The following is a 26,216-nucleotide window of genomic DNA, read 5'->3' on the forward strand; positions in this document are numbered from 1 at the left end:
TTCGTTTGATTAAAAAATACTGAGCTCCCACTCCTGTGCGATATGTTTCAGCAGCATGCCGCCGGTCAGGCTGTTGCCGTATTCATCAATGGCCGGACCGTAAATGCCGATGCCGCAGCCGTTATGAAAAGGCTGTTCTCTTCTGGCGCTTGGGGGAACCAATGCCATAATGCCGCCGGATACCCCGCTTTTGGCGGGGACGCCGACGAAAGCCGCATATTTGCCTGACGCATTGTACATCCCGCACGTCAGCATCAGGGCTTTGGCGAGTTTCGCGACATCTTTCGGAATGACCTGTTCCCGTCGGATCGGATGGTAGCCGTCATGCGCAAGTATCAATCCGATTAAAGCGATGTCCTCGGTTGTACCCTCCATGGCGCACTGCTTTAAATAGACTTCAAGCGTTTCTTCCACATCCGCTTCGAGAAAGTTCGTTTCTTTTAAATAGTAGGCGAGCGCTCGGTTCCGATGCGCGGTCTGCCATTCAGAACGGAAGACCTCCTCGTGAACGTGAGGCCGTTTTCCTATTAATTTTTCAAAAACGGAAAAGAGATATTCTAATTTATCATGCGCCGTTTCACCCGGAAGCAGCGAGGCGACGGTAATGGCGCCGGCATTGATCATCGGGTTGAAGGGCTTCCCGGGTTTATGGATTTCAAGCCGGATGATAGAATTAAACGCATCACCCGTCGGTTCCACGTCCACACGATCCAGCACGTAAGAAATGCCTCTGTTCATGCAGGCGGCAATAAAGCTGATGACTTTTGAGATGCTCTGCAATGTGAACGGGACATTCCATTCACCGGCATGAATCATTGAGCCATCCGGCTCTAATATGCAAATGCCCAGCTGAGAGTCGTTGATTTCTCCGAGGGCGGGTATATAATTTGCGCTTTTTCCATTGACGGAAAACGGTCGGTAATGCTCGACCCAATCGTGTAAAAGTGAAGCCAGTTCCTCTTTTTCAAGGCGCTCTCTGACCATATCTTTCATAACATTCCTCCTCTATTGCAAGCCTGTCCGAAGCGGAAACCGGTCTTGGAAAACGTTTTCAAAAATAGCGTGTTCCATGTTAATGTATAATGACATCTACAGAATCATACAAAATACGACAAAATCATTCTTAAAATAAGCCGATAGATTTATAAATCAGCCGGAGTGTCCCGCCATTCGGGTCTAAAGAAATTTGCGGACTGTATCGGTCTTGTTCAAAATAGACAGAAGAAGGAAGTGATTATGATCAGGCTCGACTATTTACTGAAAAAAGACGGCTATCTTTTCGCCCTTATGCTGATCACCGTGCCGCTGGCGGGGGAACTGAAATTTTACCCCCTGAATGAGGTATACCGGATCAGCTTCGGCGCCCCGGCTTTTTTCTTTTTTCTGCTGCTGCTTCGGCATGTGCCGGCAGTATTGTCAGGGCTGTTGACAGGTGCAGCCGTTGTGGCATTCCGGATCGGCCTGGCGTGCTGGGGAGGAGAGCATGCCGGCTTTACGGAGGCTTTTTTCAGCCAATATCCCAGTTTCTTTTTTTACTTTACATATGCCTGCTTGTTTTATGTGCTGAAGGTCAGGCTTTTTTGGGATCGGCCGCTGATGATCGGGTTTCTCGGTTTTCTCATTGAAATTGCGTCCGATGCCGTTGAAATGACGGTTCAGTTTTCCGGCGGCCGGCAGATTATGATGCCGGACAAGCTGGCGGATATTGCGGTTATCGCTGTTTCTCACACGTTTATTGTGCTGAGTTTTTTCAACGTGATGAAGCTGCACGAATCTCAGGTCAGGGAAAAACAAACGAGAAAGCAGCATGAGCACATGCTGATGATTGTGTCTAACTTATATGAAGAAACGATTCATTTGAAAAAAACGCTGAAAACGACGGAGCATGTGACGAAAGAATCCTATCAGCTATATCGGGAAATGAGCGGGAACGACCGGGAGCTCGGGAGCCGAATGCTGCGCCTTGCGGGAGAAATTCATGAAGTGAAAAAAGACAATCAGCGAATATTCGCCGGCCTGTCGAAGCTGATTTCCAATGAGAGATTCCGGGATTACATGAATGCCGCCGCTCTGGTCGGCATCGTCATCCGAATCAATGAAAAATACGCCGAATCTTTAGGCAAGGACATTCAATTCCGGAGCGTGATTGAAGGAGATCATCCCGATTATCACGTCTTTACCGTCTTGTCGATCTTAAATAATCTGACCGCCAATGCCGTCGAAGCCATGGGTGACAGGGGTGAGATCCGCCTCGCGCTGCGCAGGGCGGAGGGGGAGATGGCCGAATTTGAGGCGGAAGATGACGGTCCCGGCATTCCGGAAAAAATCGGAGAGGTCGTTTATGATCCCGGATTTACGTCCAAATACGATGAATTCGGCACACCTTCAACGGGCATCGGGCTTACTTACGTGAAGGAAATCGTAACTGAACTTGACGGAGACATTTCCTTTCATAACAAGCCAAAAGGCGTCATATTTACGATTAAACTGCCGGTGAAGCATTTGATTGCAGAAAGGATGAACTCATAATATGCGTTTTTTTATAGCTGATGATGACCGGGCGATCCGTTCCATTTTAAAACAGATGATCGAGGATGAGGACTTAGGCGAAGTCGTCGGTGAGGCAGAGGACGGAAGCCAGATTGAAGGGCATTATCTCCATTTTAAACAAGTCGATATTTTATTAATTGATCTGCTGATGCCGGGTCGGGACGGGATTGAGACGATCCGGCATCTTCAGGGATCGTACAACGGAAAAGCGGTGATGATATCGCAGGTGGAGGCAAAGGAAATGGTGGGAGAAGCTTATTCTCTCGGCATCGAATACTTTATCCACAAACCGATCAACAAAATCGAGATCGTCACCGTTTTGCGAAAAGTAAAAGAGCGGATTGAACTGGAAACCTCGATCGGCGATATCCAACACTCGTTAAGCCGTCTTATTCAGCGGAATGAGCCGAAAAAAAGCGGGCCGGGGGGGATGCACGAGAAATCAATCAAAGAAACAGGAAAATTTCTTTTATCGGAATTAGGCATCGTGGGAGAAAGCGGGGCGCATGACCTCATGGCCGTCCTTCACTATTTATTTGAGGATGAACAGGCGGAAAGAAACATCCCGTCTTTAAAGCAGATGTTTACAAACGTCGCCATCCGGAAGCTGGGGCCTGCGGCGGCACAAGCCGAGGTTAACAGAGAAATCAAAGCCTCGGAACAGCGGATCAGAAGGGCCGTCATTCATTCGTTAAACCACTTCGCTTCATTGGGCACAACTGATTTTTCAAACCCCAAATTTGAATATTACGCCTCGAAATTCTTTGATTTCCCCGCTGTCAGCAAGAGAATGAAAGAAATGCAGGCTAAGGAAACCGTGCCGCTTTCTCCGGTTAAAGTGAATATGAAAAAATTCATTCACGTCTTCTTTTTGGAGGCGAAAGATTTACGCGAAGGATCAAAATTTGTCAGCGGAGGCAGCCGGTAAGCTGATAAATAGGGTTTACGTATATAAGGTTTTTGTGTAAAATAATGTTAACTAAGAAAGAACGGAGGGGTCCTGATGGCAAGTCAAAATCCGGTTTTCGCACTAATAAAATAGTGTCAATGTCTCTGCCTTGAGCGCGGAGGAAACCGGGATTGTCTGCCTGAATAAAGGAACCTGAAGTAATAGTGAGGGGGCGGCGATTATGCCGCCCTCTTTTTGGCGTCTTCACATATCTCTTTCTCCTCCGCCTCAGGCGAAGCTCTGTGTCAGTAAATAAGGGAAATGGGGAAACGAAGTGACAAAACAAAGGGAAATAGAAACCGTTCTGAACATCGCAAAGGAAAATGGCTTACGGTTAAAATATGAAGGGGCGGACATAAATGAAACGGGTATGGACTTCCAAGTCGTATTTGCTGAAGATGACAGCGGCATGACATGGGTGCTCCGAAAGCCGCGCCGTCCCGATGTTATCGAAAGAGCGGCTGCAGAAAGCGGCGTTCTCGCGTTTCTCCGCAGCCATGCCGCGGTAGCAGTGCCCGATTGGCGGATTCATACACCGGAACTGATCGCTTATCCGAAACTGGACGGAATACCCGCTGCCGCAATTGATCTGGATAAGAAACAGTATGTCTGGAATATGGAACACGAGCCGCCTTCAGACGGTTTTGTCGGCTCGCTTGCCGCGGCATTAGCCGAGCTGCACGGGGCAGACCCGGATGCGGCCTCCAAATCCGGAATTGAAATCATAAAACCGGATGACGTCAGGCAAAGGGCGGCGGAATCAATGGATCACATAAAAAAAGAAATCGGGGTCTCAGAGCCGCTTTGGAAAAGATGGCAAACGTGGATAAATGACAGTTCGTACTGGCCTGATTTTTCCGCGCTGATCCATGGCGACTTGCATCCTCCGCATATTTTGATCGGCGAAAATCAGCGTGTGACGGGTCTCCTCGATTGGACGGAGGCAAAGGTTGCCGATCCGGCCAAGGATTTTGTCCTTTATCAAGTGATATTAGGAGAAAAAGAAACAAAACGGCTGATGAAGAGCTACGAAGCTGAAGGCGGGCGCGTCTGGCCGAAAATGCAGGAGCATGTGACAGAATGGCAGGCCGCTTATCCCGTGGAAACGGCGAAATTCGCGCTTCAGACGGGGCAAGAGGAGCATATGCAAATGGCGCGGGACATGCTCGGCCTGTCCGATCCGAAAGGTTATTGACTTCCGCCGGATGACAGCGTATGATACATTTTAAAATAAAAGAACGGATGAACAATGCTGAGGAAGAGTAAGTACGCATCAGCGCGCGGGGTTCAGAGAGTCGGTGGCCGCTGTGAACCGATCCCCGTCCGGTGCCGAATGGGCTTCTGAATTGCTGCGCTGAAATGACAGTAGGCGGTGCCGGGATTCTTTCCCCGTTATCAAGAAAGGAGTATTGAAACCGTGTGTTTCTGTACTTTTTGAGAGAATGGCTCTTCAGCCGTTAATAAAGGTGGCACCGCGAAAACCTCGTCCTTTGATGGACGGGGTTTTTTTGTGTTGTTAAGGAGGTGATGGCCATGGAAAGTGACTGGAGACGGACAGACAATCAAAAAAGGAGGGATATTCATGGTGATCGCAACCGACGATCTTGAGCTCACGTGTCCGCATTGTGAAGGAACCGGCGAGGAGATAGAAGGGACGCCCTGTCCGAAGTGCGGCGCGAAGGGTGTCATATTGACCGCTCAAGGAAACACGCTGCTGCATTTTATCAGAAAGCATATGGATCAGTGAAATCAAACGAAAAAGGCCGTTATCCGGCCTTTTTTACGTTATTCGGACCGGGGTTCTAAAAAACGGGACCCGCCCAAGTCTTTTCTCATCAGATAAATATGGAAAAAATATTCTCCGACGGCGATGATGACGGCGGAAATAAGAGCGGCAAACGCCAGTCTTCCCCCGGAAATGCCCATGGACAGCGGCATTCCCATCAGCCAGACGACAAGAAACGCGATTCCGAAATCAGCGGACGCCGCCGTGATATTATTCCATCTCGGAAGCACGTACAAGTCGCCCGTAAAGTAGGAAACGGTTCCCAGCACAATGGTCATCAGCAGCACGTCGCCGAATGTAAAGCGAAAACCTAAGCCGAGTATCAGATACAGAATAATGATGGTCATAATGCCTTTAATGGCAAGCGCTTTAATGTGTTCCATGCGAATTCCTCCTTATGGAAATCATGTTAGTATGTTTCCTCATAACGTGAAATATAAACCCTTTTTTCGTGAACATTTGTTTTCTGGCTTTTGGCTGTCATCACTGGGCCGCTGCTGAATATGATGAAAGGAGAAAATACGGGAGGTGTCATGATGGCAGTCGTAAAAGCGTCGAGCGCCGATGTCGATCTAATGGCAAGGCTGCTCAGGGCGGAAGCGGAAGGCGAAGGGAAGCAGGGAATGCTTTTGGTCGGCAATGTGGGAATCAATAGGGTGCGGGCGAATTGTTCTGATTTTAAAGGCCTGCGCACCATCAGGCAGATGGTGTTTCAGCCGCACGCGTTTGAAGCGGTGACTCACGGATACTTTTACCAGAGACCGCGTGAATCCGAGCGGAGGCTTGCCCGCAGGAACATTAATGGAGAACGGTTTTGGCCGGCTAAATTCAGCCTGTGGTATTTTAAGCCGCCGGGCAACTGCCCGCAGACTTGGTATGGCCAGCCGTTTGTCGCCAGATTCAGATCCCACTGCTTCTATCAGCCGACAGGTGAGACGTGCGAAAACGTGTACAATACATTTTAATCCCGGGCGCACCGTTCTTAGAATGAACGGTGTTTTTTTAATTTTTTGTGAAGAAAAATAGGAAAAAAGTGCGCTTGACGGATGACAAGCCAAAAAGAAACAGAGGGGGTTTTCTCCCGGCGGGGCAAGGTTTGTCGAAACAATGTGAAAAATGTCTCCCGCCGTCCATTTTTCAGCCTTACAAACCCTTCACACTTCTTCATAGCGGTTTAACATTTCTTTTTTATAATAAGGGCGATCAATGAGACGAAAGGGGAACTGACATGACACATGACGGCCGTTTAGATGAATGGATCAAGGAATTGGAGAACAAAAGCTTTCAGAACAATACGTTTGACCGCCGCGCATTTATACAAGGCGCCGGGAAAATCGCCGGTCTTTCCCTCGGGTTAGCGATCGCGCAATCCATCGGCGCGTTTGAAGTGAATGCCGCTCCGAAATTTTCAAACTATCCGTTCACCCTCGGCGTAGCCTCCGGCGACCCGCTGTCTGACAGCGTCATTCTCTGGACGCGTCTTGCCCCGGACCCGCTGAATGGGGGCGGCATGCCGAAGCAGGCCGTGCCGGTAAAATGGGAAATCGCTACTGATGAACATTTCCGTCACATCGTCAAACGCGGAACGGAAATGGCCAAGCCGAATCTCGGACACTCCGTCCATGTCGAGGCGGACGGGCTCAAGCCCAATAAAGTGTACTATTACCGGTTTAAAAGCGGGCATGAGCTCAGTCCCGTCGGCCGGACGAAAACGCTGCCCGCTCCCGGCGCTGACGTATCCGCCATGACGTTTGCGTTTGCCTCATGCCAGCAGTATGAACACGGCTATTATACGGCGTATAAACATATGGCGAAGGAAAAGCTTGATCTCGTGTTCCATCTCGGAGATTACATTTATGAATACGGACCGAACGAATATGTGTCAAAAACGGGAAATGTCAGGACGCACAGCAGCGCTGAAGTGTATACACTGTCAGATTACCGCAACCGTCATGCCCAATACCGCTCTGATGCCAATCTGAAAGCCGCCCACGCCGCATTTCCGTGGGTCGTGACGTGGGACGATCATGAGGTGGAAAACAATTATGCCAATGTTATCCCTGAAAAAGGCCAATCCGTTGAAGCGTTTGTGCTCAGGAGGGCCGCAGCTTATCAGGCTTATTATGAACACATGCCGCTCAGGCGCATGTCATTGCCGAACGGTCCTGATATGCGGCTGTACAGGCAATTTTCTTATGGCAATTTGGCATCGTTCAATGTGCTTGATACAAGACAGTATAGAGATGATCAGGCCAACGGCGACGGGAATAAGCCGCCTTCTGATGAGTGGAGAGACCCGAAGCGTACATTGATGGGGACAGAACAGGAGCAATGGCTCTTCGGAAATTTAGCCGCCTCAAAAGCGAAGTGGAATGTGCTGGCGCAGCAAATCTTTTTCGCGCAATGGAATTTCGGAACAACCGCCAATCCGATATACAGCATGGATTCATGGGACGGCTACCCGGCTCAGCGGGAGCGGGTCATCAATTTTATAAAAAGCAAAAATCTGAACAATGTCATCGTGCTGACAGGTGATGTTCACGCAAGCTGGGCGTCAAACCTGCATACCGATTTTAACCAAACGAATTCAAAGATTTTCGGAGCCGAATTCGTCGGGACTTCCATTACATCTGGAGGAAACGGGGCGGATAAACGGGCCGATACGGATCAGATCTTAAAACAAAACCCGCATATTAAGTTTTTCAACGATTACCGCGGCTATGTCCGCTGTACGGTGACCCCTGCCCAATGGAGAGCGGATTACAGAGTGGTGCCGTACGTGACGGAGCCGGGGGCTGAGGTATCCACGCGGGCTTCATTCATTTATCAGAAAGACCAGACGGGGATTCGGAAGGTCTCTCAAGCTGCGGTTGCAGGCGGTTTAAAGCAGTCGAACGAGGTGGAAGAGGATCGTTTCTTCGCCCATAACAATGCGCATGAAAAGCAAATGAGAAAGAAACGGGCCAAAATCTCACAATAAGGAGGCACACTCATGTTTTCAAATATCGGCATTCCCGGGTTGATCCTGATTTTCGTCATCGCTCTCATCATTTTCGGACCTTCAAAGCTTCCGGAAATCGGCCGTGCAGCCGGCCGCACGCTGCTTGAATTTAAAAGCGCCGCAAAAACACTGGTCTCAAATGAAGAGCCGGACAAGCAGACGGCTGAGAAAGACAAAACGGCAGGCTGAATCCTGACATGGGGGCAGACGAATCCGCTTCTGCCTCTTTCTCTATAAGGAGGATGTACGATTGGATAAAAAAGAAACCCACTTGATCGGGCATTTAGAGGAAGTCCGGCAGCGTCTCATTAAAACCGTTATCGCCTTTCTCGTGTGTTTTATCGGCGCCTGCTGGTTTGTGCAGGATATTTATGACTGGCTGATCAAGGATTTGGATGGCAGGCTGGCCGTTTTAGGGCCGAGCGAGATTTTATGGGTGTATATGATGATTGCGGGAATATGCGCCCTTACGGCAACGATTCCGGTTGCGGCCTTTCAGCTCTGGCGTTTTACGGCGCCGGCTTTGACCCCGTTTGAACGCCGCGCCGCTTTGCTTTACATTCCGGGGCTTTCGGTTTTGTTTATCATCGGAATTTCCTTCGGGTATTTTGTGCTGTTTCCGATTGTGCTCGGATTTTTAACACAATTGTCCGCCGGCCATTTTGACATGGTATTTACGGCGGACAAGTATTTTACCTTTATGCTGAATCTTACATTGCCGTTCGGATTTTTATTTGAAATGCCTCTGGCCGTCATGTTTCTGACACGGCTCGGAATCGTGAATCCAACCCGGCTGGCAAAGGCGCGGAAGCTTTCGTATTTTGTGCTGATCGTCGTCTCTGTGCTGATTACGCCTCCGGATTTTATGTCTGACTTTCTCGTTATGATTCCGCTGCTTGTCCTCTATGAAATCAGTGTGACGCTGTCCCGCATCGTTTACCGGAAGAAATGGGCCGAGGCGCCGTCTGCAGCTTAGTGAAGTTCGCCTCCGCCGGTCTCAATATCGTCCTCATGCGCCGCGGCGGTCACCGCGGCGATTTTGAGCGCTTTTGTTACGAGATCCAGGCTGAGGCTCGGCGCAGACTTCTGCAAAGTTTGCTCCGGAATGTACGGGATGTGTATAAACCCGCCGCGGATGTGGGGATGATGGCAGGCGATTTCATCCATCAGGCCGTAAAAGAGGTGATTGCATACAAACGTCCCCGCCGTGTAGGATACAGCCGAGGGAATGCCTTCCTTTTTGATTTCCTCAACGATCCGTTTGATCGGAAGGCCGGTCCAATAGGCCGCGGGACCGTCTTGAGAAATGTTTTCCCCGACAGGCTGGTTTCCTTCGTTATCCGGTATGCGCGCCTCATTGAGATTGATCGCGACCCGTTCCGGCGTGATCTGCATTCTGCCGCCTGCCTGTCCGACACAGATGATAATGTCAGGCTGATGCTTTTTGATCGCCTCGCGCAGCACGGCAAGAGACTTATAAAAAACGGTCGGCACTTGTTCGGATACGATAGAGGCGGAGCCCTCAGCGGCACCGTTCAGCCGTTTGACCGCTTCCCATGAAGGATTGACCGTTTCCCCGCCGAAGGGGTCAAAGCCTGTCAGCAATACTTTTTTCTCCATATAAAACCCTCCTTTTCTTTTACCCATACTCTATAATGGACATATATTCCTGCCGAAGGGGGAAACATGTCTTGAATTCGCCTCTGGTGCAATACCGATCTTTATTTCCGGCGCTCCGCACACATACGATGCTCGCCAGCTGCTCTCAAAGCGCTCTTGCCCTGCCGGTTTCAAAAGCGATCAATGACTACCAGGAAAGCCTGCTTCAGCATGGCGGAAACTGGGAAGAAGCCATTGGACGAACGGAGCAGGCAAGGTGTGAATTTGCGAAATTGATCGGCGCCCATCCTGAAGAAATCGCCGTTTTACCTTCAGTAACGGCTGCTGTCTCGGCCGTCGTTTCTGCTTTACCGGATTGCCGAAAGAAACAGGCGGTGTATACGGAATTGGATTTTCCGGCGATCGCCCACATTTTGAAGGCGCAGACTGAGATGGAGCTTTCGGTCGTGCCGTCTGAAGATGGAATGATCCCGTTAGAGCGGTATGAGACGTACATATCGGAACAGACGCTTTTCACCTGTGTGCCCCATGTGTCATATACGTCCGGTTTTGTCCAGGATATGAAGCGCATTGCCGAGATATCCGCAAAGAAGGGATCGCTTCTTTTTGTCGATGCTTATCAATCGGCGGGGCACATCCCGATTGATGTAAAAGAATGGGGAGTTGATATGCTGGCCGCGGGTGCGAGAAAGTATATGCTCGGCATACCGGGAACGGCGTTTCTTTATGTCAGAAAGGAACTTGCCGAACGGCTGAAGCCGAAAGTCACCGGATGGTTCGGGCAGCAGCGGGCGTCAATGCTGGATTTAACCCGTTTTTCTTATGCGGACGGAGCCAAACGCTTTGAGACCGGAACCCCGGCATTTATCAGCATATATGCGGCACAGGCGGCTTTATCTCTAGTAAACGATGCCGGCACAGACCGCATTCACCAAGAAGTAAAAAAACTCAGCGCATTTGCGTATGAATACGCTTCTGAAAAAGGACTGAATCTCACAGGGCCGCCGTCTGCCGATGACAGACCCGGCATGATTTCCATACGGGATGAAAAAGCGGCGGAAACGGCTGCGCTGTTGAGGCGGAAAAACATCGTATGCGCACCCAGCGGACAAATCATCCGGCTGGCGCCTCATTTCTATAACACGGCCGATGATCTGATCTATGCGATTGATGAACTGGCTGAAGCGCGCGGTATATAAAAAACAGCAGACTCACGGGGAGTCTGCTGTTTTCTTATGAGTGATTCACTTTGACCCGTTTCATAAAGAAAGCGCTGATCAAGCCGATAACGGCGACAATCATTGCGAAGATAAAGGCGTGCTGGACGCCCGCAATCAGCGCGTGAGAGTATGCGGAAGGATCATTCGGGTTTTTCGCGGTGCTCATATAATTCTTCTGGCCGGCAGCCATGATGCTGACCGCCACCGCAGTGCCGATTGCGCCGGCCATCTGCTGGAGCGTATTCATAATGGCCGTTCCGTCCGGATAAAATTCCGGCGGCAGCTGGTTTAAGCCGTTCGTTTGCGCCGGCATCATGATCATGGAAATGCCGATCATCAGGCATGTATGAAGCGCGACAATCAGAAGCGCCGTTGAAGCGCCGTTAATGTTTGAGAAAAACGAAAGCACAGTTGCCGTGATGACAAATCCGGGAATGACAAGCCACTTCGGTCCGTATTTATCAAACAGGCGCCCCGTCACCGGAGACATAAAGCCGTTTAAAATACCGCCCGGCAGCAGGATGAGCCCGGACGTAAACGCCGTCAGCATCAGTCCGCTTTGTAAATACATTGGCAATAGAAGCATTGTTGATAAGATAACCATCATACAGATAAATACAATCACGACACCGAGAATAAACATCGGATAGCGGAAAGCGCGCAGATTCATCATCGGCTGCTTCATTGTCAGCTGCCTGATGGAAAATAAGATGAGCGCGATCGCACCGACAGTGAGCGAACCGATAACCGTCGGGCTTGACCAGCCGTCTGATCCTTCGCCCGCATTGCTGAATCCGAATACGATGCCGCCAAACCCGATCGTAGACAGAATAATGGAAAGCACGTCAATTTTCGGTTTTGTAATGTCAGACACGTTCTGCATGTAGGCGATGCCGAATAAAAGAGCCAACACAAGAAACGGCAGGGAAATCCAGAAAATCCAATGCCAGTTCAAATGCTCTAACACAAGCCCTGAAAATGTCGGACCGATCGCAGGAGCGAACATGATGACCAGCCCGATCGTCCCCATCGCCGCTCCGCGCTTATGCGGCGGGAAGATGACGAGGATTGTATTAAACATCAGCGGCAGCAGCAGCCCGGTTCCTAAAGCCTGCACGATTCTTGCCGCCAAAAGAAACGGAAAGCTCGGCGCAAGCGCTGCAATCAGCGTGCCGATAATGGAAAAAGCGAGTGAAACGATAAACAGCTGTCTCGTCGTAAACCATTGCAAAAGCAGACCCGATACCGGGACAAGAATACCGAGAACGAGCAGATAGCCCGTCGTCAGCCACTGGACGGTCGCAGGAGTGATATGTAACTCCTTCATCAGGTCAGTCAGGGCGATATTCAGCGCCGTTTCACTGAACATGCCGATAAACCCTGCCGTCAGTAAAGAAATCATGATCGGCATGACTTTATATTGTTTGGAAGGCTGAGCGTTTTCCAAAATCATTCTCCTCTCTTTCTATACGTACATGTCTCTCGTATTTTATGTCTTCAGCAGGTTCGGGATTTGTTTAGAAATATGGAGGATCGGCATTTTGTCTTTTTTGGCTAAGGACACAATGATGCCGCCTTCTATCATGGCATTTAAAACAGTGCTGATTTCCGCCGCTTTCTCATCAGAAAAACCGGCTGATCTCAATTTGCCCGCGAACAGATTCTCCCATTCCTGATAAGCGCATTGACAGGCCTGCCGGAGCTTTTCGCTCTTTAAAGCCGTCTCGGCAGCCAGTAAACCGACAGGAAACCCTTCAAAGTTCTCCGGACATGTGAATTGGCTTGATAAGTCCTGTAAAAACGCTTGAATGCTTTCCGCAGGATCAGGATGGGCATCAAGGCTTTCTTTTATTTTCATACGGATATAATGGCTCATTTCATTGACAGCCTCAATGGCGAGCTGCTCTTTGCCGTCCGGAAAATGATAGTAAAGAGAACCTTTCGGCGCACCGCTTTCTTTAATAATCTGATTCAGCCCCGTGCCGTAATACCCCTGAAGCTGAAACAGCCTGGTTGCCGCGGCGAGGATTTTTTCACGAGAATCTCCATAGCTCATAATGTTCCCACCTTACTGATTTTTGACAAATTTAAAATATAGTGACTGGTCTATTATCTTGATTTCGCATGACGGTGTCAAGGTTTTTTAACGGTTATTTTCTTCGGAAGGTTGCCTGACAAGCGCGTTGACCGGTGAGAGGAAAATCTTCATAAATAAAGAAAAGGAGAGAAAAGAATGAAAAAACAATTCATGCCCTTCATTACATTTATCACGGCTCTGCTCTTCATCGCGGCCGGCTGCTCCCAATCTCCTCAAGCGAAAGAAACACCGCCCCGGATGGCAGCCGCAGCCCCAGCGAAAAAAGACGGACTTCCGAATATTAAAATTCTTGCCGCCGGCGGCACAATTGCAGGCGCTGCTCCTTCAAAGACGTCCGCTACGGAGTACACGGCGGGGGCAATCGGAGTTGATGCCCTGATTCAGGCCGTTCCGGAGATAAAAGAGGTCGCGCATGTGAGCGGAGAACAGGTTGTGAATATCGGCAGCCAGAATATGAATAACGAGACACTGCTGAAACTTGCAAAACGGGTAAACAAGCTGCTCAAGTCTGATGATACAGACGGCATTGTCATTACACATGGAACAGACACACTTGAGGAAACCGCCTACTTTCTCAATCTGACGGTCAAAAGTGACAAGCCCGTTGTTGTCGCCGGGTCAATGAGGCCATCCACGGCGCTCGGAGCGGACGGGCCGTCCAACTTATATAACGCTGTAAAAACAGCGGCTGCGCCTGATGCGAAAGGCAAGGGGACGCTTGTCGTATTAAATGACAGAATCGCTTCGGCGCGCTATGTGACAAAAACCAATACAACCGCGGCCGACACATTCAAATCGGAAGAAATGGGTTATATCGGAACAATTGCTGATGACGTCTATTTTAATAACATCATGACCCGAAAGCATACGAAGGATACAGATTTCAAGATAGATAAACTTGATAAACTGCCGCAGGTCGATATTATATACGGCTATCAAAATGACGGAAGCTATCTCTTTGAAGCCGCCGTAAAATCAGGGGCTCAAGGCATTATTTTTGCAGGCCCGGGAAACGGCTCAATGTCTGATGAGGCCCAAAAAGGCGCCGTAAAGTCGGTCAAAAGCGGGCTGGCGGTCGTCCGCTCCACAAGGACGGGAAACGGAACGGTAACACCTAATCGAGAGTATGAAAAAGACCATTTGACAGCTTCAAACTCTCTCAACCCTCAAAAAGCGCGGATTCTTCTGATGCTTGCGCTGACAAAAACGCATGATCCTAAGCGGATTCAAACCTATTTCAATGAGTACTAGGAGTAGAGAACCGGGTGTTCTCTCCTTTGTTGGTATGCCGTATTAAAGCATAAGCGTGCTTTCGGGAAAGGGGCGTCTTTCTCATTTTTCCGCTCTTTTTTTAATTGTTGAAAACAGTAAAAAATACACTATTTTTTCCTTTTCTCCTCTAATAGAATGAAAACTGCAAAAATATTACATAGCAGGAGGAAAGTTCATGAAACATATAAAAAGCAAAATCCTAGTCATCCTTACAGTTTGTATGCTGTCCGTCATTTCCGTATTTGCCTTCCAGCCGACCGTATCGAAAGCCTCCTCAGGGCATAACCCTGTTGTCATGGTCCACGGAATCGGCGGGGCGTCCTTTAACTTCGCGGGAATCAAAACATACTTGGCATCCCAAGGCTGGTCAAGAAAAGAGATGTACGCCATTGATTTCTTAGACAAAACCGGAAACAACAGACACAATGCGCCGAGACTGTCCAATTACGTGAAAAAAGTGCTCAGCGAAACAGGTGCGAGTAAAGTCGATATCGTCGCGCACAGCATGGGCGGAGCCAACACACTCTATTACATTAAAAATCTTGACGGCGGAGACAAAATCGCAAACGTCGTAACACTGGGCGGAGCGAACGGCCTTGTGACCAACCGGGCGCTTCCGGGGACTGATCCGAACCAAAAGATTTTATATACATCGATTTACAGCTCAGCGGACTTAATCGTCATGAACCCGCTGTCACGGCTGATCGGCGGGAAAAACGTGCAGATTCACGGTGTCGGACACATCGGACTTTTGATGAACAGCCAAGTAAACGGGCTGATTAAAGAAGGTCTGAACGGCGGCGGACAAAATACAAATTAACAGTTTCAAAGCCCCGGAGAATGAGAATATCCCGGGGTCTTTTTTTTCTTCCATATTCTTTTTTCGCCGTAAACCAAGCCCTCTGAAGTTATTTTTGTTAAAATAATAAAGTTATATCAGAATTCGGAGGGTTTATTGTGGGAAAAGTGAAAAGAAATGCCCCTTGCCCATGCGGCAGCGGGAAGAAATATAAAAAATGCTGCGGAAGCAAAGAAGCTGCCATTCCGGCAGACATCGCGGCAAAAGAAGCGAAACAGATTCAGGAAAGCCTAATGGAGTACGCCTTTACAGCACATAGAGACGGCATATCATCATTTATTAACCAGCACGCATTCATTACGGAGCTGGACAGACAGACAAAAGACATCGGAGTCTTCAACCTCGGCATCTGGGGAATTTTCTTCCGTCCGCTGGCAGGCGGCAAGACGATTTTTGAAGAATATCTTCAGAAAAAAGCCGGCGGGATCAACCGCCCGAAAACACGGGAAATCGTTGAATCATGGAAAAGCATGACACCTGCCGTTATGGTGCTTGAAGATGTGAAAGAAGGAATGATTCACTTTGAAGATGTGATGACGAAAAAACAATTCAAAGTGGAAATGGACGTCAGCCAGCAGGATCTTCCGCCGGCGGGAAGCCTGATTCTCGGCTATCCGATCCACGAAGCGGAAAAAGCGGAGTTCTTCATGCAATTTACGATCTTCCCTGTGAAGCGGACCGAAGCTCTAATCAGCAAAGTGAAAAAGGCGGCGGCCCCGGCCCTTGCGGAAGGCAAATCGCCTGAGCGCTTTATGCAGGAAAACTTCGACACTGTGCTGGCCGCTCTTTTAACAACTGCGGAAGAGTCTGAGCAGGCTGCTGAAGAAAAACAGACAGAGTGGGCGAACGACATGGAGAAGGAAACGGCGGACGCCATTGAAAAAGGCCTGAGCGGGGATGAATACCCGGCTGAGCTGGTTCCGGCCGTGATTGATCTGTGGAAAACGTTCTGTGTCAAAAAAACACCGACGATCAGAAAGCCTGAAGCTTTCGCGGCGGCGGTCGAATATTACGTGAACAGCATTTCTCTGAACGGCGCGTCCGTTTCTCAAGCCAAGCTGGCGAAGAAGTACGGCGTCAGCGCCTCAACGATTTCCAGCCGCTATAAGGAAATCGAGGGTGCTCTCACGGATGAAGCCGAACGCTTCGCCGCAGCTCTGACATCTTAATACACAGCAAAAAAACCTTGAAGGGCAAACGCTTTTCAAGGTTTTTTCTATAGATAGGCTCTCAGGCAGGATAATTCTTACCGGTTATCTAATACTAAACAGAGCGATAAAAGGAAGGGAGCCTGAGCCATGGATGAGACACGTACGCTGGGCAGGACGGATTTACGGGTAAAGCGTATCGGCTTTGGCGCTAATGCGGTCGGAGGACATAATCTGTTTCCGAATCTTAATGATGAAACGGGAAAAGAACTCATCCGCATAGCGCTGGACGGCGGCGTCAATTTTATTGATACGGCGTTTATATACGGTTTGGGGCGTTCCGAAGAGTTAATCGGTGAAGTTGTCGCAGAGCGCGGCGTGCGGGACAGCCTCGTGATTGCGTCAAAAGGCGCGCACAAAGAGGTCAACGGACAGATCGAGCTGGACAACAGCCGTGAATTTCTCCGGAGTGAGGCGGAAAACAGCCTGAAGCGGCTGAAAACAGACGTGATTGATTTGTATTACGTCCACTTCCCTGACGGCAAAACACCGCTCTCCGAAGTGGCGGGCACGTTAAAAGAACTGAAGGACGAAGGGAAAATCAGAGCAATCGGCGCGTCCAATCTCAGCTTCCGGCAATTGCAGGAGTTTAACGCCGACGGCTATTTAGAGGTTTTTCAATCGGAATATTCACTGATTCAGCGTGAGGCGGAGCACGATCTGCTGCCTTATTGTGAAAAGAACGGCATTTCCTTTATTCCTTATTTTCCGCTTGCTTCCGGCTTGCTGACGGGAAAGTTTACAAAAGACACAGTCTTTGAGGACAGCCGAAAGAACAGGCCGCCGTTTCAGGGAGAAGCTTTTCACCAAAACCTGGAGCGAGTGGATAAGCTTCGGGCCGTTGCGGAAGAAAAAGGGGTGCAGACAGCGCATATCGCACTCGCATGGCTTCTGTCGCAGCCGGCGGTGGATGCGATCATTCCCGGAGCCAAGCGCCCCGACCAGCTGAAACACAATCTGGACGCGCTTCATGTGCAGTTAACCGAGGATGAGGTTCAATTTATCAGTGACATCTTTAAGTGAAAATAAAAAAAGGAAATAGCCTGCGCTATTTCCTTTCTTGTTGTCAGGACGTTTTCAAAAACGCTTCTGTCAATCCTTCCAGATCGGCGTCTGTATCCAGATACCACTGGCCGCGGGCGTTTTTCTTCATTTCGATTTCTCTTGTAACGGAAGAAGAAGCCGGTTTCAGGCGCATAAACTCTTCCGGATAGACAGAAAGCAGGTGGCTGACAATTTCGTTTTCATCAGCATCAGGGTGCTTTCCGGCATAGTCTTGCACGCGGTCTTGCAGCTGGCCCGCAAGCGGAGACATATCAAGCGGCGTCACTTTTGCTTCAAGGACGGCTTTTTTGCCTGACATGGATTTGGTATGCACCTTGAGCTCCGTGTTATCCCGAAGCGCTGATGACATGGCCTCAATAATAGCGGAAATGGCTTTTGAATCCGCCTGTTCTTGTGAAATGCCTGCAGAAGCGATAAAGCTGGCTTTCGCCGATTCCTGATATGCGGCGGCCGTCATTTTTTCATTTACACCGGTCAGGCGGGTGAAATCTTTATTGTGCTTGCCGTACAGCATCACATCAATGTATGCGGATAATGCGTCCGCCGGGTCAGGTTTTGCGTTTGAGGCTGTGCCTTTGACTTTCAGTTTATAAGATAAAGGCTTCGCGTCTTTTGCCTGCGGCTGATATACCAATTCATAGGATTTGCCTTCGTCAGCCGTGAAGTACAGATTGCCCGTCACTGTCTTACCCGCATGAAGCGTGCCGCTCTGCAACAAGTCTTCCTTATCGGCCTTGGCTGTTTTCGCGTCATCCTGATAAAGCGAGAAGTCGCTGCTTTTGACGGTAAGCGGGTCTTTGCCCGTATTTTTGACGGTGACCGTTACTTTCAGCGCGGCCGAATGCTCAGTATCGTCGGAAGCGGCCCATGCCGTATCTTTTATTTTCACTTTCGCCGTGCTGCTTTCCTGGCCGCCGCTCGTTTCGCTGCTGCATGCGGCGGTAAATGCCGTGAGAAGCAGAATGAAAAACACGGCGCTCATTTTTTTGATGGACATCTGGTTTACCCCCTGTTGTTATTAATTCGATAGTCATGAAGATGGACAGGTTAATTATACTAGTTTTGTATAAAAGAGTCTTGGTAATCATCAATCTTTTTGGAAGAAAAGGAAGTGTTATGATGAAAAAAGAAGAATTAAAACAGCTCGCTCTCCGGATCGGTAACGTACCTGCCCGCTATGAGAGTAATGTGGAAGAATACCAGGAAGATGAGGTTCTGTTTTGGTGGGAAGATAAGAATGATCCGGAAGCCGGCATCATGGTCGAATTAGACCGAGACGGAAAACTGAAATACTTATCCCGTCCGGCTTTCCGGACTGATCTGCCGGCTCTTTCGGAATCGGACATAGAAGAACGGATGCGGGCGTTTTTAGAAACCCATCGTCCTGGGGCATTGGCTGAGTTCGAATTGGAAAACAGCGGCTCCGCCAATGATGGTGATGTGAGATATTCCTATGTTCAGATGGCTGACGGTCTGCCGCTCCCGCTGACCGGGTTTTACGTCGATCTGTCTTTGACAGGGGAAGTAACCGGCTTTTCTTACCATGGGAAGGCCGATAATCTTGTAAGACCCGGAACAATTGCGGACAAGCGGGAAGCATTGGCTCACTTTGTCAAACATATTGAAGCAGAGCTGTTGTTCACCGTGCTGCATCAGTCCGTCTATGTGCAGGGGGATGACAAGCCCCATCTCGTCTATGAAATCGTGTCTCCGACGCGGCCGATATCGGCCGATCTGAAGGAAGAGGAAGAGAATGAAGAAATAGACGAATATGAAGAGCTGGAAGACGACACGCTGCCGTATGTCCCGATTTCACGCCCTGCACCTGAAGCGGAAAAGATGAGCATCAATGACATGATCGGGCTGCACGACGGTTTTTATAAAGAGAGGGAAAGCGATCTTGGAGAGGGCTGTATCGGCATTGCCTGGCGTCCTGAAAAAACAAAATCCGTACGGGAAGATAAAAGCTTTGAAAGTCTGTTAAAAGAACGGAATGAACACGTATTGAAAACAAGGTATGATAAAGAATCGGGCCGGCTCACCGGGGTGATGTCATTTATAAAAGTTGAAGGCGAACCGGTGTTTTCCGAGGAAGAATGCCATCACAGAGCCATCCGCTTTTTGTTCGCCATGTTTCCGGAAGCGGATCAGTATTTCCGGGTTCAATATGATGAACCGGATGATGAAGGAGAAAACGCAGGGCTTACATTTAAGGCTTGTCCGGGCGGTGTTGATTTGCGATTCGGAGAGGGGAGAATCTGTGTCAGCAAAAAGACGGGTCTTGTCACTGTATATATGCCGCCGGAAATTGATCCGAAAGAGCTCGAGGAAATCGATCCCGTTCCTTCATTGACATTGGGAGAGGCGAAGGACGCGATCCGCCGGGCCATCAAAGCAGAGCTCGCTTGGGATCGTTGTTACGATGACGACAGCTCCGGGAAAGTGTACAGGCTCGTATACAAACCGGTTTTCCCGCGGTTTATTGAGGCTCATACGGGAGAAGTGATTACGAGTTTAATAGGCTGAAGGTCATGGGCGTTCGTCCCGGGGCTTTCAGAGGGAATGTGACATTTGTATGAAAAAGTGCCGCTCTGAATACGGCTCTTTTCCCTCTTTGCTAAAAATAGACACATAAAAGGCACTTTCTTCCCTTTAAAAGGATAAGGGCGTTTTTATATAATAAAAAACAGTTCTTTTTTATACACTCTTCTGAAAGGATGACCCCATTGCTGAAAGAACATCTGAGAAAAAAAGCGCTGGAAATCGGGAACATACCGCCGCACTATGAGCTTGAAATAGAAGATTATGATGAAAAACAAAAAACGAAAGCCTATTATATATGGAAAGATCGTAACCAGCCGGATAAAACGGTCACGATTGAGCTGGGCGACGACGGATCTTTGCTTACTTATTCACGCAACGACTGTCCGAATTCAGACATACAGCTGTCAGAAGCCGAATTAAAGCTGACGGCTCTTCGGTTTGCGGCGAGACACCGCCCGCTTACTTTTATGAATTTCACCTTTCAGGCGAGGGAAGAACGCAATGGGTGCATCCGATTTATCTATACAAAAAAAGTGCTCGGCCGGCCGCTTCCCGATTCAGGTTTTTTCGTTGATGTAACCAGGAGCGGCTTCGTCGTGCAGTTTATCTATTACGGGGATAAGGGTGAAGCGCCCGTCCCGGAAACATTCGTCGATCGGGAAAAAGTCGTCTCGCATTATATGAGTGTGCTGACATTCAGTCTCGTCTATGATGTGGTCAATTTTGAGAAAATACCGCGTCTCGTCTATGAACCGATTCTGCCGGCTTACAGCTATCCGGCCGGTGAAGATGATATCGTGCCGGATCAGCAGCTTTGCGAAGACAGGAATGAGCCGGCAAAACCGCTTCCCGCGTTTGACCATAAACGGGAAATCAGCCTGGATGAATTAATGGGGTTTACCGCGGATATGGTTCAAACGCGCCGGCGCGATCTCGGGGATGAGATCGGAACGACATGGCGGAAAGGGTCGGTTCCGGAACGGAAAGATTTGAGTATCGAAAGCTATTTTGAAAGCAGCAACAAAAATACAATGAAGATGAAAACGGACAAAAAGACAGGGAAAATGACAGCCTTTAAATCTTTTATTGAGCATCAGGGCCCGGCCTTTTATTCTGCGGAAGAGTGTGAGGCCGTCGCGCTTCAATTTTTATACAAGCTTTATCCGAGAGCGGACGAGTTTTTTAAAATGAACCCGGTGAAAACGGACGGAAGGGGCAGGTTCCGCTTCCATTTTTCCATATGGCATCAGGATATTCCGCTGCGGTTCGGCGCTGCGAGAATACTTGTCAGTCCCGTAACGGGGCTTGTGGAAGCTTACATGGCGCCTGACATTGACCCGGAGCAGCTGGAGAAGATCAATCCGGTGCCGGCCGTTACTCCCGAAGAAGCAAAGGCCGCTTTTTTATCCGATTTCCATCTGCGGCTGGAGTGGCAGCGCGATTTTACGCCGTCCGGCAATGAAGGATATAAGCTTGTGTACAGGCCTGTCTATCCTCCGTACATTGATGCGCAAAAGCGAAAAAAGAAAAGGTTTTATTAGCCAGGGATCATTTGTAAATGAGGATAATCTTTAAAGCCTCTCCAATCGCCTCCCCAATCAAAACCGAGCGTTTTGGCAATCGATACGACCTCAAGCCAATCGGGCGTGCCGTTTCGGTTTCCGTCGTACGTCATATCCCAAATCAGGCTTCCATCCTTTTTTTGCAGGGCGAAGTCGATCGCAAGGCCGTAATTGTGGTAAGATTCCCCGCCTTTTGCGTAGGTGACGATATTTCCTTTTTTTGAACGTCCTTGACGGTACAATTCGTTTTGTTCCTCAATTGATCTGAAACCCTCTGTGATAACGACGGTGATGCCTTTTTTCAGAGCGGCCGTCTGCAATAGCTCCGCATTCTGTTTCACGAGCGGATGAAGAGCGTTTGGAATGGCTCTGTCTTGTAATGCCGTCTGCGGCCTCAATTCTTTCTGCACATAGGAAAAACATAGGTCTGCGGAAAAGAAGAGGATCAAAAGCAGCGCAATTCTGACTGATAGTTTCATGGTGAATTCTCTCTTTCTTTAATTGGTTAAAATCTTTGTTTGCTCACTGCCATAAATTTGCTATGATAAAATATAACATAATTAGTAGCCGGAGGAAGGAGGCAAATCTATGAAATCCAAGATTCCATCTGAAGAAGTGGCCGTAAAGATGAATGAATGGTATAAGCTGATCCGCGCGTTTGAAGCCGATAAAGCTGAAGCGCTGAAGCGGGAGATTCAATTTGAACTCGAAGATATGGAAGAGAACCAGGATTTATTGTTGTATTTTTCATTGATGGAATTTCGGCACCGCATCATGCTGGATAAATTAAAACCCATGAAAGACGGCGACTGCCAGCCTCCGTTCTCTGAAATGCTCACTGAGATTGAGATGAACCAGCAAAAGCTGACCGGCTTACTGGAATATTATTTTTACTATTTCAGGGGAATGTATGAATTTAAGCAGAAAAACTTCATCTCAGCGATTTCTCATTATAAGCGGGCTGAGGAAAAACTTGAATATGTGGAAGATGACATAGAGAAAGCCGAGTTTTTGTATAAAATTTCTGAGGTGTACTATCATATCAAGCAGACTTTCTTTTCGATGAATTACGCAGGACAGGCGCTTGATATTTACAAGAAATATGAATTATACGGAATGAGAAGGGTGCAGTGCAAATTTATCATTGCCGGAAATCTGATGGACGCCCAGCAGCATAAAAAAGCGCTGGAATACCTCGAATGCGCCTTGGAGCACGCGGAGCGGCTTGATGATCAATATATGATTGCTGCGGCCTATTATAATATCGGGCACTGTATGTACAGTCTGGGTGACTTTTGCAAGGCGGCGGAGGATTTTGAACGGGCGGCCGCCGGATTTGAAGCACACAGCTTCCGGCAGGTCATCCAGGCTGTTTTTTCACTCACGCATATCTACTTTAAAACGGAAAAATACAGTGAAGCCGCCGCCAGCTGCGCGCGGGGCATGAGAAGCGCGGCGGAATGGGAAGATGAGATCTATCTGACGAAATTCCGTCTGATTAAAGAGCTTTATCAGGGGGAAGGCGGACAGGATTCGCTCAAAGAGTATTTTGACATTCTGGAATCAAAAGAGCTGTTGGCTGACACAGAGGAACTGCTTCAGGACGCGGCTCATTTCTTTCATCAACGGGAGAACTACAAAGCGGCATCTTATTTTTTCAGCAGGCTTGTCGGCGTGCAAAAAAGGCTGCAAATGAACAACTACGCATAATGAAAAAAAAGAACGAGGGAGCTTCGGTTTCATCGTTCTTTTTATGATCCCTTTTGTTTTCAGCCGATCAAAACCGGGTACATGCTCTGTATTAACATCAGGGAGGAAAAGAGACAATGTATCAGGATTTACAGGGAAAAACAGCAATCGTAACAGGTTCTTCGAAAGGAATCGGAAAGGCCATTGCTGAACGCTTCGGCAAGGAGCGGATGAATGTGGTTGTGAACTACCTCGGTGATTCCGCCGGAGCGGAAGAAGCGGCGGACATCATTGAGAAAGCGGGAGGCCGAGCCGTCACCGTAAAAGCCGATGTATCCTCAGAAGAAGGGATTCAGGCGCTGTTTCATGCCGCGCAGGAGCATTTCGGGGGCGTGGACGTGATGGTCAACAATTCCGGCTTTAACGGAGCCGAAGCGATGCCCCATGAAATGAGCCTGGAGGATTGGCAAAGGGTCATCGACGTCAACGTGACCGGCACCTTTTTGGGGGCGAAAGCGGCACTGAAACATATGCTCGAGCGCGGCAAAAAAGGAACGGTCTTAAACATATCGAGCGTTCATCAGCAAATACCGCGTCCTGAAAACGTGCAGTACTCGGCATCCAAAGGCGGAATCAAAATGATGACGGAAACGATGGCGCTCAATTACGCAGACAAAGGCATCCGGGTGAATGCCATCGCTCCCGGCACGATCGCCACGGAGTCCAATAAGGATCTGGAAGATGAAACACATAAACAGGCCCAGCTGAAAAAAATTCCGATGAACGCCTTCGGCAAACCGGAAGAAGTCGCCGCGGCCGCCGCATGGATGGTGTCGGAAGAAGCGAGTTACGTGACCGGAACGACACTTTTCGTCGACGGAGGCATGACGCTTTATCCGTCTCAGCTGGACAGATAAAAGAGGGGGGGAAACCTTCTCTTTTTTGTTTAGGGAAGGATCATAAAGGAAATGGTTCTCTAAAAAACAGGAGGGCCGCAAGATGGCGAATGACTGGTGGAAAGACGCCGTTGTCTATCAAATCTATCCGCGAAGCTTTCAAGATACGAACGGCGACGGCATAGGCGACCTGCGGGGGATTATCGCGCGTCTCGATTATATAAAAGAACTTGGCGCTGATGTGATATGGATCTGCCCGATTTACCCGTCGCCAAACGTTGATAACGGCTACGATGTGACGGATCATCAAGCGATTATGGAATCCTACGGAACGATGGAGGATTTTCACGATCTGCTTACAGAATGCCGCAGCCGCGGATTAAAGCTCGTGATGGATTTCGTCTTAAATCATACATCCACGGAGCATCCTTGGTTCAAAGAGGCGGAAATGAATCCGGACAGCAAATACCGCGATTATTATATTTGGCGGCCGGGCACCGCGGACGGCCCGCCGACCGATTGGGTGTCGGATTACGGACAATCCGTCTGGCAGTACGAAGAACATACGGGCGAATATTACCTGCATATGAACGCCGTCAAACAAGCCGATCTGAATTGGGAAAATCCCGAGGTTCGGCAATCAGTATACGAGATGATGAGATTTTGGCTCGATAAAGGCGTGGACGGATTGCGAATAGACCAGCTTCATCTTCTGTCAAAAAAAGAATACTTGCCGCCATATGAAGATTACATCGCCCGCCGGGCCGATCCGAAGCCTTTCCGGCCAAACGGGGCACGGATACATGATTACTTAAAAGAAATGACGAAAGAGGTATTTTCCAAATATGACGTGATGTCAGTCGGCGAGGCCGGATCAGTGACGCCTGAGGAAGGGCTGGTCTACACGGGAACCGATGAGCATGAACTGAATATGATTTTTCATTTTCAGCATATGGAGCTTGATCAAAAGCCGGGCCAAGAGCATTGGGATGTAAAACCGCTTGAGCTGTCCGATTTAAAGAAAGTGCTCACAGACTGGCAGGAAAAACTGGAACATCAAGGCTGGAATACGCTGTATTGGTGCAATCATGACCAGCCCCGGATCGTATCCCGTTTCGGAGACGAAAGCACATACCGCAAAGCATCCGCCAAAATGCTTGCCGCCCTGCTTTATTTCATGAAAGGCACGCCGTACATTTACCAGGGAGAAGAAATCGGCATGACAAACGCTCCGTTTGACAGAATAGAGGATTATCAAGATATTCAGACCGTCAATATGTATCATAAAAGGGTATTTGAAATGGGCCGCAACAGAGAAGAAGTCATGGCGTCCATTATGGCGAAAAGCCGGGACCATGCCCGTACACCGATGCAGTGGGACGGCAGCAAGAATGCCGGATTTACGGAGGGCGAACCGTGGCTGAAGGTCAATCCCAATTACAAAACCGTCAATGCGGCCGAGGCTCAGGATGATCCCGATTCTATATTGAACTTTTACAAAAAACTGATCCGCCTGAGAAAACAGTATGCTGATATCATAAAAGGCAGCTACACCCTGCTGCTTCCTGATGACCCGCAGCTGTTTGTGTATGAAAGACAGGCAAACGGACAAAAACTCATGTCCATCAGCAACGTATCGAAAGAAGAAGCCGCCTTTTATTGGCCGGACGGCTCCGAACCTGAAAGGGCCGAGCTGCTTCTCAGCAACTATGAAAATGACGGCGGCACGGAATCCCGCATCACATTCCGCCCTTATGAAACAAGAGTTTATCTGCTTGCCTGATATGTGATACGACGCCCCCGTCCATACATGGCGGGGGCTTTTTAGGTAAATCGGATATCAATTTAGAAAAAAATATCTTGCAAAACGTAATTACTTCGTTTTATTATGGTATAG

Annotated in this window: 25 protein-coding genes and 1 other annotated feature; of the genes, 18 read left to right on the forward strand and 7 right to left on the reverse strand. The window is 48.9% G+C overall.

From position 1 onward, the window contains the following. Window positions 1-9: 9 nt before the first annotated feature. Entirely contained in the window at window positions 10-993 is a 984-nt protein-coding gene (locus U2H13_RS01495) for a glutaminase (RefSeq protein ID WP_065180913.1), read from the reverse strand. A gap of 243 nt (window positions 994-1,236) precedes the next feature. Between U2H13_RS01495 and U2H13_RS01500 the strand changes: the two genes are divergently transcribed. The 4 genes from U2H13_RS01500 (at window position 1,237) to U2H13_RS01515 (ending at window position 5,246) form a co-directional block, all read left to right on the forward strand. Beyond that, window positions 1,237-2,529 (forward strand): ATP-binding protein, encoded by a 1,293-nt coding sequence (locus U2H13_RS01500; RefSeq protein ID WP_376700642.1) that lies wholly within the window; start codon window positions 1,237-1,239, stop codon window positions 2,527-2,529. Between the two features lies 1 nt (window position 2,530). Then, a complete protein-coding gene (locus U2H13_RS01505) occupies window positions 2,531-3,478 on the forward strand; it encodes a DNA-binding domain-containing protein (RefSeq protein ID WP_007409014.1) in 948 nt (315 codons plus the stop codon). 295 nt (window positions 3,479-3,773) lie between these two features. Beyond that, window positions 3,774-4,694 (forward strand): macrolide 2'-phosphotransferase, encoded by a 921-nt coding sequence (locus U2H13_RS01510; protein WP_022552530.1) that lies wholly within the window; start codon window positions 3,774-3,776, stop codon window positions 4,692-4,694. 48 nt (window positions 4,695-4,742) lie between these two features. Further along, window positions 4,743-4,993, forward strand: a binding site (T-box leader). 88 nt (window positions 4,994-5,081) lie between these two features. Beyond that, on the forward strand, window positions 5,082-5,246 hold the full coding sequence (locus tag U2H13_RS01515; RefSeq protein ID WP_029973943.1) for a tryptophan RNA-binding attenuator protein inhibitory protein: 165 nt from the start codon (window positions 5,082-5,084) through the stop codon (window positions 5,244-5,246). Window positions 5,247-5,284: 38 nt separating this feature from the next. Here U2H13_RS01515 and U2H13_RS01520 read toward each other — a convergent pair whose 3' ends face one another. Then, a complete protein-coding gene (locus tag U2H13_RS01520) occupies window positions 5,285-5,668 on the reverse strand; it encodes a DUF2512 family protein (RefSeq protein ID WP_376700643.1) in 384 nt (127 codons plus the stop codon). 153 nt (window positions 5,669-5,821) lie between these two features. Between U2H13_RS01520 and U2H13_RS01525 the strand changes: the two genes are divergently transcribed. From U2H13_RS01525 to tatC, 4 genes are all read left to right on the forward strand, one after another. After that, window positions 5,822-6,250, forward strand: a complete 429-nt coding sequence (locus U2H13_RS01525) for a cell wall hydrolase (RefSeq protein WP_003156683.1) — start codon at window positions 5,822-5,824, stop codon at window positions 6,248-6,250. Between the two features lie 263 nt (window positions 6,251-6,513). Next, complete coding sequence (locus tag U2H13_RS01530; protein WP_014416824.1) at window positions 6,514-8,265, forward strand: alkaline phosphatase; 1,752 nt, start codon at window positions 6,514-6,516, stop codon at window positions 8,263-8,265. A gap of 12 nt (window positions 8,266-8,277) precedes the next feature. Then, window positions 8,278-8,475 (forward strand): twin-arginine translocase TatA/TatE family subunit, encoded by a 198-nt coding sequence (locus tag U2H13_RS01535; RefSeq protein WP_003156681.1) that lies wholly within the window; start codon window positions 8,278-8,280, stop codon window positions 8,473-8,475. Between the two features lie 61 nt (window positions 8,476-8,536). Next, complete coding sequence (gene tatC, locus U2H13_RS01540) at window positions 8,537-9,262, forward strand: twin-arginine translocase subunit TatC (RefSeq protein WP_021495296.1); 726 nt, start codon at window positions 8,537-8,539, stop codon at window positions 9,260-9,262. Here the strand turns inward: tatC and pcp are convergent. Further along, window positions 9,259-9,906 (reverse strand): pyroglutamyl-peptidase I, encoded by a 648-nt coding sequence (gene pcp / locus U2H13_RS01545; protein WP_021495295.1) that lies wholly within the window; start codon window positions 9,904-9,906, stop codon window positions 9,259-9,261. The genes tatC and pcp overlap by 4 nt on opposite strands. Window positions 9,907-9,977: 71 nt before the next feature. Here pcp and U2H13_RS01550 point away from each other — a divergent pair, with 71 nt between their 5' ends. Continuing rightward, entirely contained in the window at window positions 9,978-11,105 is a 1,128-nt protein-coding gene (locus tag U2H13_RS01550) for an aminotransferase class V-fold PLP-dependent enzyme (RefSeq protein WP_094032895.1), read from the forward strand. Between the two features lie 34 nt (window positions 11,106-11,139). Here the strand turns inward: U2H13_RS01550 and lmr(B) are convergent, their stop codons facing one another. Both lmr(B) and U2H13_RS01560 read right to left on the reverse strand, forming a co-directional pair. Further along, window positions 11,140-12,579: a lincomycin efflux MFS transporter Lmr(B) gene (lmr(B), locus tag U2H13_RS01555; RefSeq protein ID WP_038461173.1), complete on the reverse strand. Its 1,440-nt coding sequence runs from the start codon at window positions 12,577-12,579 to the stop codon at window positions 11,140-11,142. 36 nt (window positions 12,580-12,615) lie between these two features. After that, window positions 12,616-13,182 (reverse strand): TetR/AcrR family transcriptional regulator, encoded by a 567-nt coding sequence (locus U2H13_RS01560; protein ID WP_014416828.1) that lies wholly within the window; start codon window positions 13,180-13,182, stop codon window positions 12,616-12,618. 177 nt (window positions 13,183-13,359) lie between these two features. Between U2H13_RS01560 and U2H13_RS01565 the strand changes: the two genes are divergently transcribed. From U2H13_RS01565 to U2H13_RS01580, 4 genes are all read left to right on the forward strand, one after another. Continuing rightward, window positions 13,360-14,475, forward strand: a complete 1,116-nt coding sequence (locus U2H13_RS01565) for a type II asparaginase (protein WP_072177568.1) — start codon at window positions 13,360-13,362, stop codon at window positions 14,473-14,475. Between the two features lie 196 nt (window positions 14,476-14,671). After that, window positions 14,672-15,316, forward strand: a complete 645-nt coding sequence (locus U2H13_RS01570) for a triacylglycerol lipase (RefSeq protein ID WP_017419343.1) — start codon at window positions 14,672-14,674, stop codon at window positions 15,314-15,316. Between the two features lie 137 nt (window positions 15,317-15,453). Beyond that, window positions 15,454-16,524, forward strand: coding sequence for a helix-turn-helix domain-containing protein (locus U2H13_RS01575; RefSeq protein ID WP_017419344.1), 1,071 nt, complete (start codon window positions 15,454-15,456; stop codon window positions 16,522-16,524). A gap of 129 nt (window positions 16,525-16,653) precedes the next feature. After that, the gene (locus tag U2H13_RS01580) at window positions 16,654-17,586 is read left to right on the forward strand and encodes an aldo/keto reductase (RefSeq protein ID WP_376700644.1); all 933 of its coding nucleotides are present in this window, start codon (window positions 16,654-16,656) and stop codon (window positions 17,584-17,586) included. A 43-nt stretch (window positions 17,587-17,629) separates the two neighbouring features. On the opposite strand, the gene U2H13_RS01585 is transcribed toward U2H13_RS01580, so the two are convergent. Beyond that, window positions 17,630-18,625, reverse strand: coding sequence for a DUF5105 domain-containing protein (locus U2H13_RS01585; protein ID WP_061890410.1), 996 nt, complete (start codon window positions 18,623-18,625; stop codon window positions 17,630-17,632). A gap of 122 nt (window positions 18,626-18,747) precedes the next feature. Here U2H13_RS01585 and U2H13_RS01590 point away from each other — a divergent pair, with 122 nt between their 5' ends. Together U2H13_RS01590 and U2H13_RS01595 are read left to right on the forward strand one after the other, a co-directional pair. Continuing rightward, window positions 18,748-20,154 (forward strand): YcdB/YcdC domain-containing protein, encoded by a 1,407-nt coding sequence (locus U2H13_RS01590; protein WP_376700801.1) that lies wholly within the window; start codon window positions 18,748-18,750, stop codon window positions 20,152-20,154. A 200-nt stretch (window positions 20,155-20,354) separates the two neighbouring features. After that, on the forward strand, window positions 20,355-21,713 hold the full coding sequence (locus tag U2H13_RS01595) for a YcdB/YcdC domain-containing protein (RefSeq protein ID WP_072177571.1): 1,359 nt from the start codon (window positions 20,355-20,357) through the stop codon (window positions 21,711-21,713). On the opposite strand, the gene U2H13_RS01600 is transcribed toward U2H13_RS01595, so the two are convergent. Further along, entirely contained in the window at window positions 21,710-22,213 is a 504-nt protein-coding gene (locus U2H13_RS01600; protein WP_021495286.1) for a M15 family metallopeptidase, read from the reverse strand. The genes U2H13_RS01595 and U2H13_RS01600 overlap by 4 nt on opposite strands. 109 nt (window positions 22,214-22,322) lie before the next feature. On the opposite strand from U2H13_RS01600, the gene U2H13_RS01605 reads away from it, so the two are divergent. The 3 genes from U2H13_RS01605 to U2H13_RS01615 all read left to right on the forward strand — a co-directional run bounded on the left by U2H13_RS01605 (window position 22,323) and on the right by U2H13_RS01615 (window position 26,102). Beyond that, complete coding sequence (locus U2H13_RS01605) at window positions 22,323-23,444, forward strand: tetratricopeptide repeat protein (protein WP_014416837.1); 1,122 nt, start codon at window positions 22,323-22,325, stop codon at window positions 23,442-23,444. A 116-nt stretch (window positions 23,445-23,560) separates the two neighbouring features. Continuing rightward, complete coding sequence (locus U2H13_RS01610; protein WP_021495285.1) at window positions 23,561-24,340, forward strand: glucose 1-dehydrogenase; 780 nt, start codon at window positions 23,561-23,563, stop codon at window positions 24,338-24,340. Between the two features lie 82 nt (window positions 24,341-24,422). Beyond that, complete coding sequence (locus U2H13_RS01615) at window positions 24,423-26,102, forward strand: alpha-glucosidase (protein WP_376700645.1); 1,680 nt, start codon at window positions 24,423-24,425, stop codon at window positions 26,100-26,102. The last annotated feature ends 114 nt before the right edge of the window (window positions 26,103-26,216 follow it).

The sequence above is a fragment of the Bacillus sp. A1 genome (assembly GCF_042296235.1).
Taxonomy (GTDB): Bacteria; Bacillota; Bacilli; order Bacillales; family Bacillaceae; genus Bacillus; species Bacillus velezensis.